Source organism: Bradyrhizobium sp. WBOS08, assembly GCF_024585125.1.
Classification (GTDB): Bacteria; Pseudomonadota; Alphaproteobacteria; order Rhizobiales; family Xanthobacteraceae; genus Bradyrhizobium; species Bradyrhizobium japonicum_B.
In genome coordinates, this window is sequence record NZ_CP028988.1 from 3,180,636 (window position 1) to 3,197,461 (window position 16,826).

The following is a 16,826-nucleotide window of genomic DNA, read 5'->3' on the forward strand; positions in this document are numbered from 1 at the left end:
TTGCCCACCCTACGAGAGCTGTGCCCTGCTAATCGTCCACGTCGTCTTGCGTGCGCCCGAACAGATGCACGATGCCCGGCGTTGCGATCGTCACGAACACGAAACGCGACAAATGATGGGCGCCGACGAAGATCGGGTCGATGTGCAACGTCAGCGCCAGCGCCAGCATGGCGTCCATCGCGCCCGGCGCGAAGGCGACCACGATGTCGGAGAATTTGACCTGCGTGGTGAGCGCGACGATGCCGACGAAGATGGCGGAGACGGCGACGGCCACGGCAAACGAACCCAGCGCCGCGTTGATGTGGCCGGCGAGCGTCTTGATCCGCATCCGCGCGAAGCGGCTGCCGATCAGCGCGCCGATGCCGACCAGCGCGACGCCGCGCACCCAGTCCGGCAGGCCGCCCTCGACCCAGCCGGCGCCATGCAGCACGCTGGAGGCGATCATGGCGCCGAACATCCAGCTCGCGGGAAATCTGATCAGCCGCAGCACCAGCGCCATGGCCAGCGAGGCCACGACCAACTCCACGAGGTCGAGCGGCGAGGCAATCGTCGTCGTCAGCGACGGCGCGGCGGAGGGGACCACGCCCGCGATCGCGAGCACCATCGGCAGCGCCGCGGTGAGAATGATGACGCGCATGGTCTGCACCACCGCAATGCCCGGCAGGTCGGCGCCGCGCTCGACCGCGAGAATCGTGATCTGCGACAGCGCGCCGGGGCTGCCGGCCAGGAAGGCCGAGGTGCGGTCCCAGCCATGGATGCGCTGGAGGTAATAGCTGGAGCCGAAGGTCGAGCAGAAGGTCGCGAGCGCGAGCAGCCCGATGGTGAGGGGATAGGCGCCGACCTGTTGCAGCAGATGGCGCGAGACCACCGAGCCCAGCGAGATGCCGAGCAGCACCAGCACGGCCTGGGTCAGCAGCGGCGGCAGCGCCAATTGGCGGCCGGCGATGGCGGCGATGCCGACCGCGATCATCGAGCCCGAGATCAGCCCGCCGGGAAGGCCGGCGAGGAGAAACACCAGGCCTCCGGCGGTGCCGATGACGAGCGTCTCCGCCGTGCTCAAGAGCTTGGCACGGCTCGGCCATTCGAACGGCAGGGAGGTGGTGATGTGCTTCACGCCGCCTTATCGCAAATCGGCGGCAGGCGCACAATTGCAGGCTCCTCATGCCGCAATGCGTGCGCCTCGCCGTCGTGCGCGGAGGGGCGCGAGGGTTATTTCTTGTCGGCGGCGGGCGCGGCAGGGGTGGCAGGGGCAATGGTTGCGGCAGGCGCGGCGGTGCCGGCCCTCGCTTCCTTCTTGCACTCGCGACGGAATTTCTTGCGCTCCTTGCCCTTCAGCCCCTTGTCCGCCTGCTTGGAGCATTCGATCGACTCGGCCGTGCGCTCTTTCGCTGCCTTCGCGGCCTCGGTCTTCACATCGGTCTTCACATCGGTCTTGGCCGCCGGCGCAGCGGTCTGCGCGAAGGAGGTCGCGGTTGCGAGCAGGGAAGCGAGGGCGATTGCGGCGAGGCGAGAGGCGAGGGTCATGGGGTTGCACTCATCTTGCGAGTATTGCGAGGGCTGCGAACCTCAGCTCGCATTGCTGAACGCGACATGAATAATCCGGAGCAAGACGCTCACTATATTTTGGCAGCAAGCGTCCTCGCGTTCTTGTCGCAGATGGCCGGCACGCTAGGATAGCAATTGTTATTTCACTGCCCCATCGGGGGAAGATCAACGAGGAGACCCAGGGATGACCATCCGATCGAGATTGCTGTGTGCGATTGCCTTGTCGGGATTCGCTGCGCTCGCGCTGTCGGCGCCGGCCCAGGCACTGACCGCGCAGGAGTGCAGCGCGAAATACCAGGCGGCCAAGAAGGACGGCTCGCTCGGCACCATGAAGTGGAATGACTTCCGCAAGGCCCAGTGCGGCGCGGATGCGACGCCGGCCGCGGCGCCGACCGCGGCCGCACCCGCGGCTCCGGCCGAGCCGAAGCAGGCGAAGAAGGAGGCGGCCCCTGCCGCCGCGCCGACCCTGCCGGCCGGTCCCGCCGTCTATCCGAACGCGGTCGATCCGAAATACGCCAAGGAGACCCCCGGCAAGGCGCGCCTGCACACTTGCGTCGACCAGTACAATGCCAACAAGACCACCAACGGCAATGGCGGCTTGAAGTGGATCCAGAAGGGCGGCGGCTATTACAGCGAATGCACCAAGAAGCTGAAGGGCGCCGCCTAAGTCTGGACGCGATGCCGAGGCCGGAGCAACGCTCCGGCCTTTTCATGCAGTCCAGCAGCTCGTCGTCTAGTCCAGCAGCTTCTCGGCCGATTTCGCCACCAGCTGCGAACGCTTGCGCGGGCCGCGCTCGACGAACAAGAGGCTCTGACCGAAGATGAAGCAGTAGAACAGGAAGGCCTGCGCCTCGGCCTCCTCGGCCGCGAGCCCGGTGGCGCGATAGAGCTCGGCGACGTGCTTGAGCCGCGCGGCGTCGACGCCCGCCACCGCCGCCGCGGCGTTCTCGTCCGAGCGGGCCCATTGCCGGATCGTGAGCTCGATCGCCATGGCTTCCGGATTGAGCCGCTCCGAATAGAGCTGGATCACCGCCTTCAGTCGTTCGCGGGGCGTCCGACCGTCGAGGCGCGTCTGCTGCGCGACCGATGCAGCGCGCCCCTCGCGCCAGCGTTGCAGCATGGCATCGAGCAGTGCGCCGCGGTCGGCGAAGCGGCGGTAGAAACCGCCCTTGGTGACGCCGAGATTCTTGGCGAGCACCTCGACCCTGACACCCTCGACCCCCGAGCGGGCGAGCTCGGCAAAACCCGCCTCGACCCAGACATCGCCCTTGCCGTCGCTCATGAAGGAAGCCTCTCGGATTTTGATACGGTGCCGTATTGCTAACCCGTCCCGCGCTTGATACGCTACCGTATCGTGAAAACACAGGGAGAGGCGTGCACATGGACCGAGGCCAGCGCGAATCCGCATCCTTCGCTCGTGCCGTCCGCGAGATCGCTCGCCGGCATCCCGCCGAGCCGGCCGGTATCTGAGCCATGGCTGCGTTCGAGCCGAAGAACCCGGGCTATCGCGCGGCGGCCATCGCCATGTTCGATCGCCAGCCGGCGATGCACACGCTCGGCATCGTGATCGTCCGCCTCGCACCGGGCGAGGCCGAGCTGGCGATGCTGCATTCGGCGGCCTTCACCCAGCAGAACGGCTTTGTCCATGCCGGCATCGTCACCGCCGGGCTCGACAACGCCTGCGGCGTTGCCGCCTTCACCCTGGTGCCGCGCGAGGCGGACATCCTCACCGTCGAGTTCAAGACCACGCTGCTCGCGCCGGCCAGGGGCGAGCGCTTCGTCTTCAAGGCCGAGGTGGTCAAGCCCGGCCGCACGCTGACCTTTTGCGAGGCCAAAGCGTTTGCCGAGCATGAGGGCAAGACCACGCTGATCGCCACGATGACCGGGACGTTGATGGCGATGCTTCCGCGCATTCACGCCGCGGGTGCCATGACATCGCCGCCGTGACGCTCTATATGACCAGTAACAATTCCCGATCCCGAACCGTATTCGGGAAGATGGGACCGAAACGGGACGAGATATGGCTGGATCTGGGAACAAGGGCCTGGTGGCGACGCGGCGCGCGGCGCTGACACTGATCGGAGCGGGCGCCCTCGCAGCAGGCCGCATCACCCCGGCACTGGCAGCCGCCGGTGACGACGAGGTGCTGACCGAAGCCAAGGTGCTGCGCGATCCCGACACGCCCGTCGCCGGCAATCCCAATGGCAATGTCACCATCGTCGAATGGTCCGATTACAATTGTCCCTATTGCCGCAAGCTCGAGCCGGAGCTGCGCCAGGTCGTCCAGGACGACGGCAAGGTGCGGCTGGTGATGAAGGACTGGCCGATCCTCGGGCCGGTCTCGGTCACGGCGGCGCGGTCCGCGCTCGCGGCGAAATTCCAGGACAAGTATCACCAGGCGCATGACGCCCTGATGGCCGTCAGCTCGCGCCTGACCGAGCCGCGCATCAACGAGCTGCTGGCGGCGGCCGGCGTGGACATGGACCGGTTGAAACGCGATCTTGCCCGCCGTGGCAGCGACATCGATGCCCTGCTCAAGCGCAACAATGAGCAGGCCGAAGCCTTCGGCTTCCGCGGCACCCCGTCCTTCATCGTCGGCAAGTACCGCGTGCCGGGCGTGCTCAGCATGGCCGAGTTCGAGCAGGTCATCGCCGATGCCCGCAAGGCCAAGATGAACTGACGCGTACAGCCCTGATCGCAGCCAACACAAAGGCGCCGCCGCGGATCCGCGACGGCGCCTTCTCATGATGGAGCGTCGTTACTTCGACGAGATCCGGACCCAGTCCTTGTGCGCGCGATCGCGCAACGCATCCCAATCCGCCTTGGCGACGTCCCAGTTCACGATGGTGCGATTGGTGACCGCGACCTGGCCATTGGCGACGGAGGATGTCTGCATGGAGTCATAGACATAAACGCCGCCCGCGAGCAGCAGCGCGCCCAGGATCATTCCGAAAAGAGTCTGCATGGCGAATCTCCAATGACGGGCGATAACGTCGTCCCGATATGAATGTTCCCCGGCAGTGCGGCGCGGATAAGGAGAGGCCGTTCATTCCGCATTCAGCCACTGCACCAGCTCCGCGTTGATCTCGCGCGGATAGGTGTGGCTGAGGTCGTCGATCTCGCGATAGGTGACGTCAGCGCCGGCGGCCGCGAGCGCCGCCTGCGTCTGGCGCGCGGTCTGCACGGGAAACATCCAGTCGAGCTTGCCGTGCGTGATGAAGATCGGCAGACCCTGCAGGCGCGTGGCGTCGGCCATCTCCGCCATCAGCGGGTGGAAGGTCGCGGACACCGGCGCCAGATGGGTGAAGGGCGAGGCGCCGTCGAGCCCGCTCACGTAACAAAAAGTGCCGCCGTCGCTCATGCCGGTCAGCAGCATGCGCGAGGCATCGACGGCCCAGCGGCCGCGCACGGTCTCAAGGATACGCACGAGATTGGGCGTATCGGCATCGTCGCCCATCAGCGCCCAGGTCGGGCCGGTCGCGGTCGGCGCCACCAGGATGGCGCCGAGGCTGCGCGCATCGCGCAGCCAGCTCCACAGGAAGCCGCGTCCGTTGCCGCTGCCGCCATGCAGCGCCATCACCAGCGGCATGGCGCGGTCGGGGCTGTAATATTCGGGCACGTAGATCGAGAAGCCGCCGCGGCTGCCGGGTACGTTGTGGTCGTGGAAGATGCCGGTATCTTCGCCTGCTCCGGCTGCGAGCCGAGACAGCACGTCCGCATTGTCGCGATTGGCGGCGTTGAGGAAGAAGCTGCTCACCGGCGGAAACTGCATCGCCAGCGGATAAAGCGCCTCCTGCGCGCGCGGCAGGTGGCGCAGCGCGCGGAACACCGCGACGAGATCGCCGTTGCCGCGCTCGACCTCACGGATGCCGGCAAAGGCGGCGAGCGTCTCGTCGCAGGCCGTCTCGAGCCGCTCACGCAGGCCGGCGAACTGGTCCGGCCAATCTCCGGTCGAAGCCCGTGCCTTCCGCAGCACCTCGTCCGGGACGCCGACCGTGTTCATCACGGACGCAAAGGCCGGCGGGTGCAGATGCCGGGCGAAGAACCCGAGCGCCTCCATCGCATTGAGCAGCGGTGGCAGCACGGCCACGATGTCGTCGATCACGGCCTCGCTCATCGCGGCTTCCTTCAGCGGAAAATCAATGCAGCTTCGGCGCCTTCAGCAGCTTGAAGCGGTCGGTCGAGGCCACCGTGACGTCGAAGGTGACGCCTTCGTGGTGGACGGTGAGCGGCACGTCGACGCCGGCGGCGCCGAGCGCCCACATCTTCTTGTAGAACGCGGTCTGGCTGGTGACCTTGTCGCCGTCAACGGCAAGGATGACGTCGCCGGCCTTGAGCTCGGCGCGCGCGGCCGGACCGTTGGCGGAGATTCCGATCACCACCACGCGATTGTCGATCTCGGTCGAGTAGAGCCCGAGCCAGGGCCGCGCCGGCTTGTTGACGCGGCCGAACTTGCGCAAGTCCTCCAGGATCGGCTTCAACAGGTCGATCGGGACGATCATGTTGACGGGCTCGGCCTTGCCGCCGCGTTCGCGCTCCAGCTGAAGCGAGCCGATGCCGATCAGCTCGCCGCGCTCGTTGAGCAGCGCGGTGCCGCCCCAGTTCGGATGCGCGGGATAAGTGAAGATGGCTTCGTCCAGCAGGTATTCCCAATAGCCGGCGAACTCCTGCTTGGCCACGATCTGGCTCGCGACCGAGCGCGTGCGGCCGCCAGCACCGCCGACCACGACGCGGTCGCCGAGCCGGGCGTCGGCCGAGTTGCCGAGCGGCAGGGGCTCGATATCAAGATCACCGAGCGCCTGCACCAGGCCGAAGCCGGTCTCGGAATCGAAGCCGAGCGCATGACCCTCCACCACGCGCCCGTCGGCGCGGTGCAGCCACACCGATTCCGCCTCGGTGATGAGATAGCCGATCGTGAGCACCAGCCCGTCGTCGATCACGACGCCGTTGCCGGCGCGTTCGGTGCCCAGCGTCTCGGCGCTGAAGGCGTCAGGCGGGATGATGGCGTGCAGGCCGACGATGGATCCGAGTGCGCGGTCGAGGTCGAAACCATAATCGCTCGCACGCGGCTGGTTGGCCGGCGGCACTCTCCATTCGGTCAGGGCGGACATGGAGTTTCTCCTGGCTGAGAACATCGCTGCCGTGCTGGCGGAACGACGCACGATGCATGGATAATTTAGGCCGGCAGAGCCCGTCTTGAAAGGCTCGTTCCCAACTATTCGCAAGAGCGCCGCGTGAAATCTTCGAAAGGCACGGGAACGCCCAGCATGCGAGGCGGCCCCCTCGATCCGGCATGCGCCGCATGGCTGATGCCCCCGCCGCTGCTAGGCGAGGTGCGGTGAAGCTGCTAACCATTGCCGCTTGGTTTGACCTTGGGATCACGGACGACAGACAATGGACAACCGCAGCGACATCTGGCGTGGCGTCGACACGATCAAGGCGCGTTTCATCGACCTCAGCGACAGGGTCTGGGGCATGCCCGAGGTGTGCTACACCGAGGCGCGGTCCGCCGCCGAGCATCTCGCCGAGCTGCGTCATCAGGGTTTCCGCGTCACCGAGAAGGTCGCCGGCATTCCGACCGCGGTGATGGGCGAGTGGGGCGAGGGCGGTCCGGTCATCGCCTTCATGGGAGAATATGACGCGCTGCCCGGCCTCAGCCAGGAAGCGGGTGTCGCCGAACATCGTCCGGTCGAGGCCGGCGGCCACGGCCATGGCTGTGGTCACAATCTGCTCGGCTCCGCCGCGCTGCTCGCCGCGACCGCGGTGAAGGACTGGCTTGCCGAGAACAAGGTGCCCGGCCGCGTGCGCTATTATGGCTGCCCGGCCGAAGAAGGTGGCGCGGCCAAGGCGTTCATGGTGCGCTCCGGCGCCTTCGAGGACGCCGACATCGCCATCACCTGGCATCCGCACAGCTTCTGGGAGGTCGCGGTGACGCCCTCGCTCGCCAACACGCGCGCGGACTTCATCTTCACCGGCCGAACCTCGCATGCCGCGGCCTCGCCGCATCTCGGCCGTTCCGCGCTCGACGCGGTCGAATTGATGAACGTCGGCGTGAACTACATGCGCGAGCACATGCCGAGCGACGCGCGCGTGCATTACGCGCTGCTCGACACCGGCGGCATCGCGCCGAACGTGGTCCAGGCCCATGCGCGGGTGCGCTATTCGATCCGCGCGCGTGATCTGCCCGGCATGAACGAGCTGGTCGAGCGCGTGTCCAAGATCGCGCAAGGCGCGGCGCTGATGACGGAGACCAAGGTGGAGATGAAGATCATCTCCGCAGTCTCCAACATCCTGCCGAACGGGCCGCTGGAGCAGGCGCTGCACCGGGTCATGGAAGAGCTCGGACCGCCGCATTTCGACGATGCCGACAAGAGCTTTGCCGGCCAGATCCGCGCGACGCTGAGCGACAAGGACATTGCGTCGGTCTATTACGCGATCGGCATGGAGCCGACCGATCGGCCGCTGGCCGACTTCCTGGTGCCGCTCGATGCCAAGCGTAACCCGCTGGTCGGATCGACCGACGTCGGCGACGTCAGCTGGGTGGTGCCGACCGTGCAGGTCCACGCCCCGACGGTCGCGATCGGCACGCCTTTCCACACTTGGCAGGTGGTGGCGCAGGGCAAGAGCCCGCATGCCCACAAGGCCATGGTGCAGGCGGCCAAGGCGATGGCCGGTCTCGGCATCAAGGCGCTGACGGATCCGGAGCTGATCAAGGCGGCCAAGGCCGACCTGAAGACGCGCACCGCGAGAACACCTTATGTCTGTCCGCTGCCGGATCACGTCGAGCCGCCGCTCGACATGTCCGTCGCGTAGAATTTTGCCTCGATACTTCGTCTGATCGGGCGAACAAATTTTCCGCAGTGCAGCGTGCAATCCAGCGTGTTTTGATGCCGGATTGCCGAACGGATGGGCTGCGGAACGCGGTTTTGCCCAACAGACAGCCAGAAGACCGTTTGCATACACACGGTCCCAGTTGACGCGCCCCCCATTCGGTGTGCCATCTACTGCCAGCTATTTGGGCGGCCGCCTTTGCCGGCCGTCTTCATCACGATGGGAACCAGACGGGGGACAACCATGCTGGATAAAGAACTGCGTTCGATGATCGGCCAGGTGAAGGACGGGCGGATGGATCGCCGCGCCTTCATCAAGCACGTGGCCGCGGTCGGTCTCACCGCTCCCCTGGCCAACCAGATCCTCGCGCTCGGCGGCGTCGCGATGGCCCAGGGCGCCTCGACCTACAAGCCGACCAAGCGCGGCGGCGGCGGTGCGCTGAAGCTGTTGTGGTGGCAGGGACCGACCTTGCTCAATCCGCATTTCGCCACCGGCACCAAGGACCAGGACGGCTCGCGCCTGTTCTACGAGCCGCTCGCCTGCTGGGATCCGGACGGCAACATGAAGCTGGTGCTGGCGGCGGAAATCCCCTCGACGCAGAACGGCCTGCTCGCGGCCGACGGCAAGTCTGTGACGTGGAAGCTGAAGCCCGGCGTGAAATGGCACGACGGCAAGCCGTTCACCGCCGATGACCTCGTATTCACGTGGCAGTACATCAAGGATCCGGCCACTGCGGCTGTGACCATCGCAACCTATCGCGATCTCACGGTCGAGAAGATCGACGACCTCACCGTCAAGATCACTTTCCCGAAGCCGACGCCGTTCTGGGCCGACGCCTTCGTCGGTGCGACCGGCCAGATCCTGCCGAAGCACCTGTTCGCCGATTTCATAGGCTCCAAATCGCGCGAAGCCCCGAACAACCTCGCGCCGGTCGGCACCGGTCCCTACAAATTCGTCGAGTTCAAGCCGGGCGATCTCATCCGTGGCGTGATCAATCCCGACTATCACATGGCCAACCGGCCCTATTTCGACACGCTCGAGATGAAGGGTGGCGGCGACGCTGTCTCGGCCGCGCGTGCGGTGATCCAGACCGGCGAGTACGATTTCGGCTGGAACATTCAGGTCGAGGACGACGTGCTGCTGCGCCTGGAGAAGGGCGGCAAGGGCAAGACCGTCTACGCCGTGGGCGGTGACACGGAGTTCATCGCGCTCAACTTCACCGATCCGAACGTCGAGATCGACGGCGAGCGGTCTTCGATGAAGACCAAGCATCCCTTGTTCTCGGATCCCGTCGTACGCAAGGCGCTGTCTCTGTTGGTGGACCGCGAGTCCGTCAAGAAGGCGATCTACGGCCGCGCCGGGCGCACGACCGCGAACTTCCTCAACGGCCCGGAGAAGTTCGTCTCCAAGAACACGAGCTGGGAGTTCAACATCGAGAAGGCGGCCAAGATGCTCGATGACGCCGGCTGGAAGCCCGGCGCCGACGGCATCCGCGAGAAGGACGGCAAGAAGCTGAAGATCGTCTATCAGACCTCGATCAACGGTCCGCGCCAGAAGACCCAGGCCATCGTCAAGCAGGCCTGTCAGAAGGCCGGCATTGACGTCGAGTTGAAGTCGGTGGTGGCTTCGGTGTTCTTCTCGTCGGACGTCGCCAATCCCGACACCTATCCGAAATTCTATGCCGACATCGAGATGTTCCAGATCCCGCTGAGCCAGCCGGATCCGTCGCAGCACATGCGTCGCTACCTTTCCAGCAACGTCGCGACCAAGGAAAACAAGTGGCAGGGCACCAACTTTCCGCGCTGGGTCAATAAAGAGTACGACGCGGTGATCCAGGCCGCCGACAGCGAGATGGATCCGGTCAAGCGGGCCGCGCACTACATCAAGGCCAACGACCTGATGTGGCAGGACACGGTGTTCATCCCCGTGATGCATCGCCTCAAGGTCGAGGTGGCTGCGAACAATCTGCGCCCGGTGATCTCCGGCTGGGCCAACGAGACCGACAACTTGTTCGACTGGTATCGCGAGGAATGATCCCCCAAAGCTAGACGGGGCTTCCCCTCATGAGCCAATACGTCCTGCGTCGCCTGTTGATCGCGATTCCGAGCCTGCTCGGAATCTCGGTCGTCCTGTTCGTCGTGCTCGCGCTCGCGCCCGGCGATCCGTTTTCCGAGTTGGCGACCAACCCGAACGTGCCGCCCGAAGTGCAGGCGGCGCTTCGGGCCAAGTTCGGCCTCGATGACCCGATCTACCTGCGCTATCTGCACTGGCTCAACGCCATGCTGCACGGCGACTGGGGTTTCTCCTTCGTCAGCCGGATGGACGTCGACCAGTTGATCCTCCAGCGCCTGCCGGCCACGCTCTATGTGATCGGCTCGGCGCAGATCCTGGCGCTGCTGATCGCGATTCCCGTCGGCGTCTACGCCGCGACGAAGCCCTATTCGCTGTTCGACCAGGTCGCGAACACGCTCGCCTTCGTCGGTTTCTCGCTTCCGACCTTCTTCACCGGCATTCTGTTCATCCTGATCTTCTCGATCACGCTGGACTGGCTGCCGTTCGTCTATACCACCGACATCAAGGCGACCGGTATCCGCTGGGTGCTGGAAATGATCCGCCAGGCGATCATGCCGGTGGCGGTGCTCGGCCTGTTCCAGGCGGCATCGATGACGCGCTTCGTGCGCTCGGCGATGCTCGACGTGATCCGTCTCGATTATGTCACCACGGCGCGCGCCAAGGGCCTCGGCCAGGCCAAGGTCATCGTCAAGCACGTCATGCGCAATGCCATGATCCCGGTCGTGACCCTGATCGCCTTGCAGATGCCGGCGGTGTTCGGCGGCGCGATCGTCACCGAGCAGATCTTCCGAATCCCCGGCATCGGCTCGCTGCTGATCTCTTCCATTCTTTCCAACGACACACCGGTTGTGATGGCCGTCACCTTCGTCTTCGCGTGCCTTGTCGTTCTGTTCAACCTCATCGCGGACGTGCTTTATGGCTGGCTTGACCCTCGCATCTCCTTCCGCTGAGCGGCGCGTCTACTCGCCCTGGCGCGAGACGTGGCGGCGCTATAGCCGGCACAAGCTTGCGGTGGTGAGCGCGGTCCTGCTCCTCATCCTGATCCTGGCAGTGGTGCTCGGCCCATTCGTCTGGCGCGTCAAGATGGACGACATCGATATCGTTGCGGGCATGCAGGGGCCCTCGCTGGCCCATCCCTTCGGCACCGACGATCTGGGGCAGGACATCCTCGCCCGCATGATCTATGGCGGGCGCATCTCGCTGGCAGTCGGTCTTGCCGCCATGCTGGTCTCGGTCCTGGTCGGCGTGCTGATCGGCGCGCTCGCCGGCATGTCGCGTGGTGCGCTCGGTCATGGCCTGATGTGGCTGACCGACCTGTTCCTGTCGCTGCCGCAGCTGCCGTTGCTGCTGCTGCTGATCTATCTGTTCCGCGACGGGCTGAAGCAGGCGTTCGGACCCGAGGGCGGCATCTTCATCCTGATCGTGCTCGTGATCGGCGGCCTGCGCTGGATGCCGGTGGCCCGGCTCGTGCGCGCGCAGTTCCTGTCGATCCGCGAGAAGGAGTTCGTCGAGGCTGCACGCGCGCTCGGCGCCAGCCCGGTGCGGCAGGTGGTGCGCCACATCCTGCCCAATGCGCTCGGCCCCGTGATCATCGCCGGCACCATCGACGTCGCCGCCGCCATCATCGCGGAATCGACCCTCTCCTTCCTCGGCCTCGGCTTCCCGCCTGATACCCCGACCTGGGGCCGGCTGCTGTTCGACGCCAAGGACTTCCTCGACATCGGCCCGCACTGGGCGCTGTTTCCGGGCGGCGCCATCTTCATCGCGGTGGTCGCCATCAACTTCATCGGCGACGGCCTGCGTGACGCGCTCGATGCGCGACGGGTGATCTGATGGCGCCGCTGCTCGAGATCAAGGGCCTGAAGACCCACTTCTCCACCGACGACGGCATCCTGCAGGCCGTCGACGGCGTCGATATCTCCATCAACCGCGGCGAGACGCTCTGCGTCGTCGGCGAATCCGGCTGCGGCAAGACCGTCACCGCGATGTCGATCCTGAAGCTGATCGCGATGCCGCCGGGGCGGATCGCGGCTGGCGAGATCATCTTCGAGGGACGCGATCTGGTGCCGCTGACCAGCAATCAGCTGGACGAGATCAGGGCCAAGGAGATCGGCTTCATCTTCCAGGAGCCGATGACCTCGCTCAACCCGGTGCTCACCATCGGCGAGCAGATCGCCGAAAGCCTGCGCCGGCATGAAGGGCTGACCAAGAAGCAGGCGCTCGAGCGCACCATCGAGATGCTGAAACTGGTGCAGATCCCGAACGCGGAAGGCCGTGTGCACAATTATCCGCATCAATTCTCGGGTGGCATGCGCCAGCGCGTGATGATCGCAATGGCGCTCGCCTGCAAGCCGAAGCTGATCATCGCCGACGAGCCCACCACGGCGCTCGACGTCACCATCCAGGCCCAGATCCTCGATCTGCTCCAGGACATGAAGGACCGTTTCGGCATGGCGGTGATGCTGATCACCCATGCCATGGGCGTCGTCGCCGAAACCGCCCAGCGCGTCGTCGTGATGTATGCCGGCAAGGTGGTCGAAGAAGCCCCCGTCGACGATCTCTTCGGCGATCCCCGCCACCCCTACACCCAGGGCCTGATCCGCTCGATCCCGCGCATCGACCTCGACAGCGAGCACAAGACGCGGCTGGAGGCGATCGGCGGCTCGGTGCCGATCCTGATCAATCCGCCGGTCGGCTGCCGCTTCGCGCCGCGCTGCAAGTTCGCCATGAACGTCTGCACCGAGAAGGAGCCGCTGCTGCGCGAGATCGCGCCGGGCCACCGCATGGCCTGTCACTTGGGAGATCTGAGCGTGGGAGCTGCGTCATGAGCGAACCCTTGCTCCGCGTCAGCGGCCTGAAGAAACATTTCCCCGTGCTCGGCGGCCTGTTGTCACGCCAGGTCGGCACCGTCTATGCGGTCGATGGCGTGTCGTTCTCGGTCAACCGCGGCGAGACGCTCGGTCTCGTCGGCGAATCCGGTTGCGGCAAGTCGACCACGGGACGCTGCGTGCTGCGCCTGATCGAGCCGACCGACGGTGAGGTCAGCTTCGACGGCCAGGACGTGCGCAAGCTCGGCGGCGATGATCTGCGCGCGATGCGGCGGAACATGCAGCTGGTGTTCCAGGATCCGTTCGCCTCGCTCAACCCGCGCATGACGGTCGGTGCGATTCTCGGCGAGGCGCTGGTCATCCACAAGCTCGGATCCTCGGCAAAGGAGCGCGACGAGCGCGTCGCCAGCCTGCTGGTCAAGGTAGGGCTCAAGGCAGAGCACATGCGGCGCTATCCGCACGAGTTCTCCGGCGGCCAGCGCCAGCGCATCGTGATCGCGCGGGCGCTCGCGGTCGAGCCGAAGCTGATCGTCTGCGACGAGCCGGTGTCGGCGCTCGACGTGTCGATCCAGGCCCAGGTCATCAATCTGCTGGAAGACCTCCAGGCCGAGCTGAACCTCACCTATCTCTTCGTCGCGCACGACCTCTCGGTGGTCGAGCACATCTCCGACCGCGTCGCGGTGATGTATCTCGGACGCATCGTGGAGCTGGCGAAGGCGAGCGATCTCTACCGCAATCCGCAGCATCCCTACACCCGGGCGTTGTTGTCGGCGGTGCCGGTGCCCGATCCCAAGCTGAAGCGCGAGCGCATCCGCCTCAAGGGCGACGTGCCGAGCCCGATGAAGCCGCCCTCGGGCTGCCACTTCCACACCCGCTGCCCGATCGCCCAGCCGCGCTGCGCGGAGAGCGCACCGGCGCTGAAGGAGGGGGCGAACGGTCACCTCGTGGCCTGCCACCTGGCGTGATGGTGCGGCGCGACTGTCTTGCGAGGACGAACTTGCGACGGAGATCAGCGAGGCGTGCCGTTCGTCGTCCGCAGTGACTGGACGAAATCGAGCACCGCCAGGATCACCACGCCGACCACAATGATGATGAGCGGAACGGCCTTGATCCAAACCAGCAGGATCCCAAGAAAGGTGATCATGAGCGCGAGGCCGATGAGTCCGGTGATCAGATTGGTCATCGCACGTTCCTTTTCTCCGCGCGGGGAGCCGAGTTCGTCCCGGCGCCCGGGACGTTGCGCCGAGCGCTGCCACGCGTGCGCCCGATCGTCTTGACGAGCCAGCGCGCCGTGCGCAGGAGCCGGGCATCGTTGCCGCGGCGGCCGACGAGCTGCACGCCCAGCGGAAGGCCGGCTTCGGAACGCATCAAGGGCAGGCTGATGGCGGGCACGCCGAGATAGGTCCAGAGCGTGCAGAAAACCGGGTTGCCGGTCGTTTCGATGCCGGGCGCCGCACCCGGCGCCGCGGGCGTCAGGACGGCGTCGTACTCGTCGAAGATTTGGTCCAGAGCCTGGTTGAGCGGCGCAATCCCGGCCAGGGCGCCGCAATAATCAATCGCAAGATGCGCGCGGCCGCGCTCGATCGCCTGGCGTAGGCGTGGGCTCAGTCTGTCGCCGCCTCGCTGATAGTCGCGCCGCAGATTGTGCGCCATATCGACTTCCATGATGATGCGGTGCATATCGACGGCCCTGTCGAAGCTCGGCCCGAGCTCGACTTCGCTGCACGCCTCGCCCAAAGCCTCGACAAGCTCGGCAAAGGCCTCACGTGTCACCGGCTCGGCCTGATCCCAGACCGGAGAGTCCGGTTCCGTTCTGCGCGATGGCCCGCATGCGCCGGACGCGGTGGAGCGGGCCGCGCCGGGCTGCTAAGCGCTATGCATGGATATGACGCGGCGTGACAGGACGATCGGCTCTCTCTGCCTTTGCGTAACAGCGTTCGGCTGGGCGTTGAACTGGCCGCTGATGAAGCTGTTGCTCCAGCAATGGCCGCCACTGTTCGCCCGCGGCCTTGCCGGGGTCTGCGCCTCGCTCATTCTCGGTACCCTGGTGCTGAGCCGGAAGGAATCGTTCGCCGTTCCGCGCGAGGCGATTCCGCGGCTGGCGTTCGCGACCTCCACCAATGTCTTTGCATGGATGGGCCTCGGCACGGTCGCGATGAAATATGTGACGGTGAGCGAGGGCGCTCTGCTTGCTTACACCATGCCGATCTGGGCGATGCTGTTCGCCTGGCCGGTGCTGCACACGCGGCCGACGCCCCGGGATATCTTCGGGCTGGTCCTCGGCGTCGCCGGCGTCACGCTGCTCCTCAGCGGCAACGGTTTTGCGTTCGGCGCCGACAAGCTGCTGGGCATCGTGCTGGCGCTGCTCTGCGCCATCCTGTTCGCGCTCGGCAACGTGCTCAACCGCAAGCCGCTGCCGATGCCGCCCTTGGTTGTCGTCGCCTGGCAGGTCGGCCTCGGTTGCGCAACGATGCTGGTCCTCGGCATGCTGTTCGAGCGTCCCGACGTCACCGCCATCACCCCGCTTGGGCTCGGCTGCTTCGTCTACATGACATTGGTGCCGATGGGCGTCTGCTACGTCACCTGGTTCGAGACGCTGCGCCGCCTGCCTCCGACCACGGCCTCGACCGGCATGCTGATCGTGCCCGTGGTCGGCGTGGTCTCCGCCGCCATCATTCTGGGCGAGCCGCTCGGCTATCGCGAATGGGCGGCGATGGCGCTCACGCTCGGTGGCGTGACGCTGGCCTTGCAGCGGGGATGAGGCGAGACCTCGCGTCCTTTACGGATCCAGCTCCGTATCCCAGTAGAGATAGTCCAGCCAGCTGTCGTGCAGGTAGTTCGGTGGAAACAGGCGGCCGTTGCGGTGGAGCTGGTGCACGGTCGGCGCGAACGCGTTCTGGCGTGGAAACATCTTGGCTTGCGCCGGCGTCAGGTTGCCCTTGCGCAGGTTACAGGGCGAGCACGCCGCGACCACGTTCTCCCAGGTGGTCTGGCCGCCTTTGCTGCGTGGAATGATGTGATCGAAGGTGAGGTCCTCGGGCGAGCCGCAATATTGGCAGGCGAAACGATCGCGCAGGAAGACGTTGAACCGGGTGAAGGCGGGATGGGTGGTCGGCTTGACGAAGGATTTGAGCGAGACGACGCTCGGCAGCTGCATCTGCAGCGTGGGACTGTGGACCGCCTGGTCGTAATGAGCGACGATGTTGACGCGGTCGAGGAACACCGCCTTGATCGCGTCCTGCCACGACCAAAGAGACAGCGGGTAGTAACTCAGCGGCCGGAAGTCCGCATTCAGCACCAACACCGGCCAACTGCCTTGCGAGACATGTGCGTTCAAGTAACGCTCCCGGCCTCCAATATACGCTGCGAAGCAGCATGTGCTCACATACTACATGCAGCGTGACGGGATTGTGAAGCCCGTTGAGCGACTTATTCAGGCGCAAGCAATGCGGCGCCGGGGTGGCAAAAGCGCTCACAACGCCGCGATCTGCGGAGAGCACGCGGCGGCGCGGAACTGATTTTTGTCCGGGGGGCGTGGCGTGCCGCGGC

Annotated in this window: 18 protein-coding genes and 1 pseudogene; 10 read left to right on the top strand and 9 right to left on the bottom strand. The window is 65.7% G+C overall.

All coding sequences use genetic code 11. The annotated features are described in order from the left end of the window. Positions 1-28: 28 nt before the first annotated feature. Positions 29-1,114, bottom strand: a complete 1,086-nt coding sequence (locus DCM80_RS15160) for an AbrB family transcriptional regulator (protein ID WP_257197724.1) — start codon at positions 1,112-1,114, stop codon at positions 29-31. Between the two features lie 95 nt (positions 1,115-1,209). Continuing rightward, positions 1,210-1,524, bottom strand: a complete 315-nt coding sequence (locus DCM80_RS15165) for a phosphate starvation-inducible protein PsiF (RefSeq protein WP_257197726.1) — start codon at positions 1,522-1,524, stop codon at positions 1,210-1,212. A gap of 205 nt (positions 1,525-1,729) precedes the next feature. Between DCM80_RS15165 and DCM80_RS15170 the strand changes: the two genes are divergently transcribed. Further along, the gene (locus DCM80_RS15170; RefSeq protein WP_257197727.1) at positions 1,730-2,212 is read left to right on the top strand and encodes a hypothetical protein; all 483 of its coding nucleotides are present in this window, start codon (positions 1,730-1,732) and stop codon (positions 2,210-2,212) included. 66 nt (positions 2,213-2,278) lie between these two features. Here DCM80_RS15170 and DCM80_RS15175 read toward each other — a convergent pair whose 3' ends face one another. Continuing rightward, positions 2,279-2,827, bottom strand: a complete 549-nt coding sequence (locus tag DCM80_RS15175) for a TetR/AcrR family transcriptional regulator (protein ID WP_257197728.1) — start codon at positions 2,825-2,827, stop codon at positions 2,279-2,281. Positions 2,828-3,018: 191 nt separating this feature from the next. Between DCM80_RS15175 and DCM80_RS15180 the strand changes: the two genes are divergently transcribed. Further along, positions 3,019-3,492: a PaaI family thioesterase gene (locus DCM80_RS15180; protein ID WP_257197729.1), complete on the top strand. Its 474-nt coding sequence runs from the start codon at positions 3,019-3,021 to the stop codon at positions 3,490-3,492. A gap of 73 nt (positions 3,493-3,565) precedes the next feature. Further along, entirely contained in the window at positions 3,566-4,225 is a 660-nt protein-coding gene (locus DCM80_RS15185) for a DsbA family protein (protein WP_257197730.1), read from the top strand. A gap of 78 nt (positions 4,226-4,303) precedes the next feature. Here the strand turns inward: DCM80_RS15185 and DCM80_RS15190 are convergent, their stop codons facing one another. The 3 genes from DCM80_RS15190 to DCM80_RS15200 form a co-directional block, all read right to left on the bottom strand. Then, positions 4,304-4,510, bottom strand: a complete 207-nt coding sequence (locus tag DCM80_RS15190; protein WP_257179518.1) for a hypothetical protein — start codon at positions 4,508-4,510, stop codon at positions 4,304-4,306. 81 nt (positions 4,511-4,591) lie between these two features. Continuing rightward, positions 4,592-5,662: a phospholipase gene (locus tag DCM80_RS15195; protein WP_257197732.1), complete on the bottom strand. Its 1,071-nt coding sequence runs from the start codon at positions 5,660-5,662 to the stop codon at positions 4,592-4,594. Between the two features lie 22 nt (positions 5,663-5,684). Next, entirely contained in the window at positions 5,685-6,656 is a 972-nt protein-coding gene (locus tag DCM80_RS15200; protein ID WP_257197733.1) for a S1C family serine protease, read from the bottom strand. A gap of 283 nt (positions 6,657-6,939) precedes the next feature. Between DCM80_RS15200 and DCM80_RS15205 the strand changes: the two genes are divergently transcribed. The 6 genes from DCM80_RS15205 (at position 6,940) to DCM80_RS15230 (ending at position 14,242) form a co-directional block, all read left to right on the top strand. Further along, entirely contained in the window at positions 6,940-8,358 is a 1,419-nt protein-coding gene (locus DCM80_RS15205) for a M20 family metallopeptidase (protein ID WP_257197735.1), read from the top strand. Between the two features lie 261 nt (positions 8,359-8,619). Continuing rightward, positions 8,620-10,410, top strand: coding sequence for a peptide ABC transporter substrate-binding protein (locus tag DCM80_RS15210; protein WP_257197736.1), 1,791 nt, complete (start codon positions 8,620-8,622; stop codon positions 10,408-10,410). 29 nt (positions 10,411-10,439) lie between these two features. After that, positions 10,440-11,399 (top strand): ABC transporter permease, encoded by a 960-nt coding sequence (locus DCM80_RS15215; protein WP_028134105.1) that lies wholly within the window; start codon positions 10,440-10,442, stop codon positions 11,397-11,399. Next, positions 11,365-12,282, top strand: a complete 918-nt coding sequence (locus DCM80_RS15220) for an ABC transporter permease (protein WP_257197737.1) — start codon at positions 11,365-11,367, stop codon at positions 12,280-12,282. Before DCM80_RS15215 ends, DCM80_RS15220 begins: the two co-directional genes overlap by 35 nt. Next, complete coding sequence (locus DCM80_RS15225) at positions 12,282-13,277, top strand: ABC transporter ATP-binding protein (RefSeq protein WP_257197740.1); 996 nt, start codon at positions 12,282-12,284, stop codon at positions 13,275-13,277. Before DCM80_RS15220 ends, DCM80_RS15225 begins: the two co-directional genes overlap by 1 nt. Further along, positions 13,274-14,242, top strand: a complete 969-nt coding sequence (locus DCM80_RS15230; RefSeq protein ID WP_257179525.1) for an ABC transporter ATP-binding protein — start codon at positions 13,274-13,276, stop codon at positions 14,240-14,242. Before DCM80_RS15225 ends, DCM80_RS15230 begins: the two co-directional genes overlap by 4 nt. 44 nt (positions 14,243-14,286) lie before the next feature. Here DCM80_RS15230 and DCM80_RS15235 read toward each other — a convergent pair whose 3' ends face one another. Together DCM80_RS15235 and DCM80_RS15240 are read right to left on the bottom strand one after the other, a co-directional pair. Then, on the bottom strand, positions 14,287-14,460 hold the full coding sequence (locus DCM80_RS15235) for a hypothetical protein (RefSeq protein WP_155253262.1): 174 nt from the start codon (positions 14,458-14,460) through the stop codon (positions 14,287-14,289). Then, positions 14,457-15,065, bottom strand: a pseudogene (locus tag DCM80_RS15240) (amidase family protein); the annotation flags it as partial. The pseudogene DCM80_RS15240 and the gene DCM80_RS15235, both read right to left, overlap by 4 nt. 91 nt (positions 15,066-15,156) lie before the next feature. Here DCM80_RS15240 and DCM80_RS15245 point away from each other — a divergent pair. Continuing rightward, on the top strand, positions 15,157-16,038 hold the full coding sequence (locus DCM80_RS15245; protein ID WP_257197742.1) for a DMT family transporter: 882 nt from the start codon (positions 15,157-15,159) through the stop codon (positions 16,036-16,038). 18 nt (positions 16,039-16,056) lie between these two features. Here DCM80_RS15245 and DCM80_RS15250 read toward each other — a convergent pair whose 3' ends face one another. Then, positions 16,057-16,614 (bottom strand): HNH endonuclease, encoded by a 558-nt coding sequence (locus DCM80_RS15250; RefSeq protein ID WP_028134115.1) that lies wholly within the window; start codon positions 16,612-16,614, stop codon positions 16,057-16,059. Positions 16,615-16,826 lie beyond the last annotated feature (212 nt).

Excerpts from the sequence above, each read along its gene's own strand:
- DCM80_RS15215 (WP_028134105.1), top strand. The coding sequence starts at position 10,440 with ATGAGCCAATACGTCCTGCGTCGCCTGTTGATCGCGATTCCGAGCCTG.
- DCM80_RS15210 (WP_257197736.1), top strand. The coding sequence starts at position 8,620 with ATGCTGGATAAAGAACTGCGTTCGATGATCGGCCAGGTGAAGGACGGG.
- DCM80_RS15180 (WP_257197729.1), top strand. The coding sequence starts at position 3,019 with ATGGCTGCGTTCGAGCCGAAGAACCCGGGCTATCGCGCGGCGGCCATC.
- DCM80_RS15225 (WP_257197740.1), top strand. The coding sequence starts at position 12,282 with ATGGCGCCGCTGCTCGAGATCAAGGGCCTGAAGACCCACTTCTCCACC.
- DCM80_RS15185 (WP_257197730.1), top strand. The coding sequence starts at position 3,566 with ATGGCTGGATCTGGGAACAAGGGCCTGGTGGCGACGCGGCGCGCGGCG.
- DCM80_RS15245 (WP_257197742.1), top strand. The coding sequence starts at position 15,157 with ATGGATATGACGCGGCGTGACAGGACGATCGGCTCTCTCTGCCTTTGC.
- DCM80_RS15175 (WP_257197728.1), bottom strand. The coding sequence starts at position 2,827 with ATGAGCGACGGCAAGGGCGATGTCTGGGTCGAGGCGGGTTTTGCCGAG.
- DCM80_RS15230 (WP_257179525.1), top strand. The coding sequence starts at position 13,274 with ATGAGCGAACCCTTGCTCCGCGTCAGCGGCCTGAAGAAACATTTCCCC.
- DCM80_RS15205 (WP_257197735.1), top strand. The coding sequence starts at position 6,940 with ATGGACAACCGCAGCGACATCTGGCGTGGCGTCGACACGATCAAGGCG.
- DCM80_RS15235 (WP_155253262.1), bottom strand. The coding sequence starts at position 14,460 with ATGACCAATCTGATCACCGGACTCATCGGCCTCGCGCTCATGATCACC.
- DCM80_RS15220 (WP_257197737.1), top strand. The coding sequence starts at position 11,365 with ATGGCTGGCTTGACCCTCGCATCTCCTTCCGCTGAGCGGCGCGTCTAC.
- DCM80_RS15165 (WP_257197726.1), bottom strand. The coding sequence starts at position 1,524 with ATGACCCTCGCCTCTCGCCTCGCCGCAATCGCCCTCGCTTCCCTGCTC.
- DCM80_RS15200 (WP_257197733.1), bottom strand. The coding sequence starts at position 6,656 with ATGTCCGCCCTGACCGAATGGAGAGTGCCGCCGGCCAACCAGCCGCGT.
- DCM80_RS15195 (WP_257197732.1), bottom strand. The coding sequence starts at position 5,662 with ATGAGCGAGGCCGTGATCGACGACATCGTGGCCGTGCTGCCACCGCTG.
- DCM80_RS15190 (WP_257179518.1), bottom strand. The coding sequence starts at position 4,510 with ATGCAGACTCTTTTCGGAATGATCCTGGGCGCGCTGCTGCTCGCGGGC.
- DCM80_RS15170 (WP_257197727.1), top strand. The coding sequence starts at position 1,730 with ATGACCATCCGATCGAGATTGCTGTGTGCGATTGCCTTGTCGGGATTC.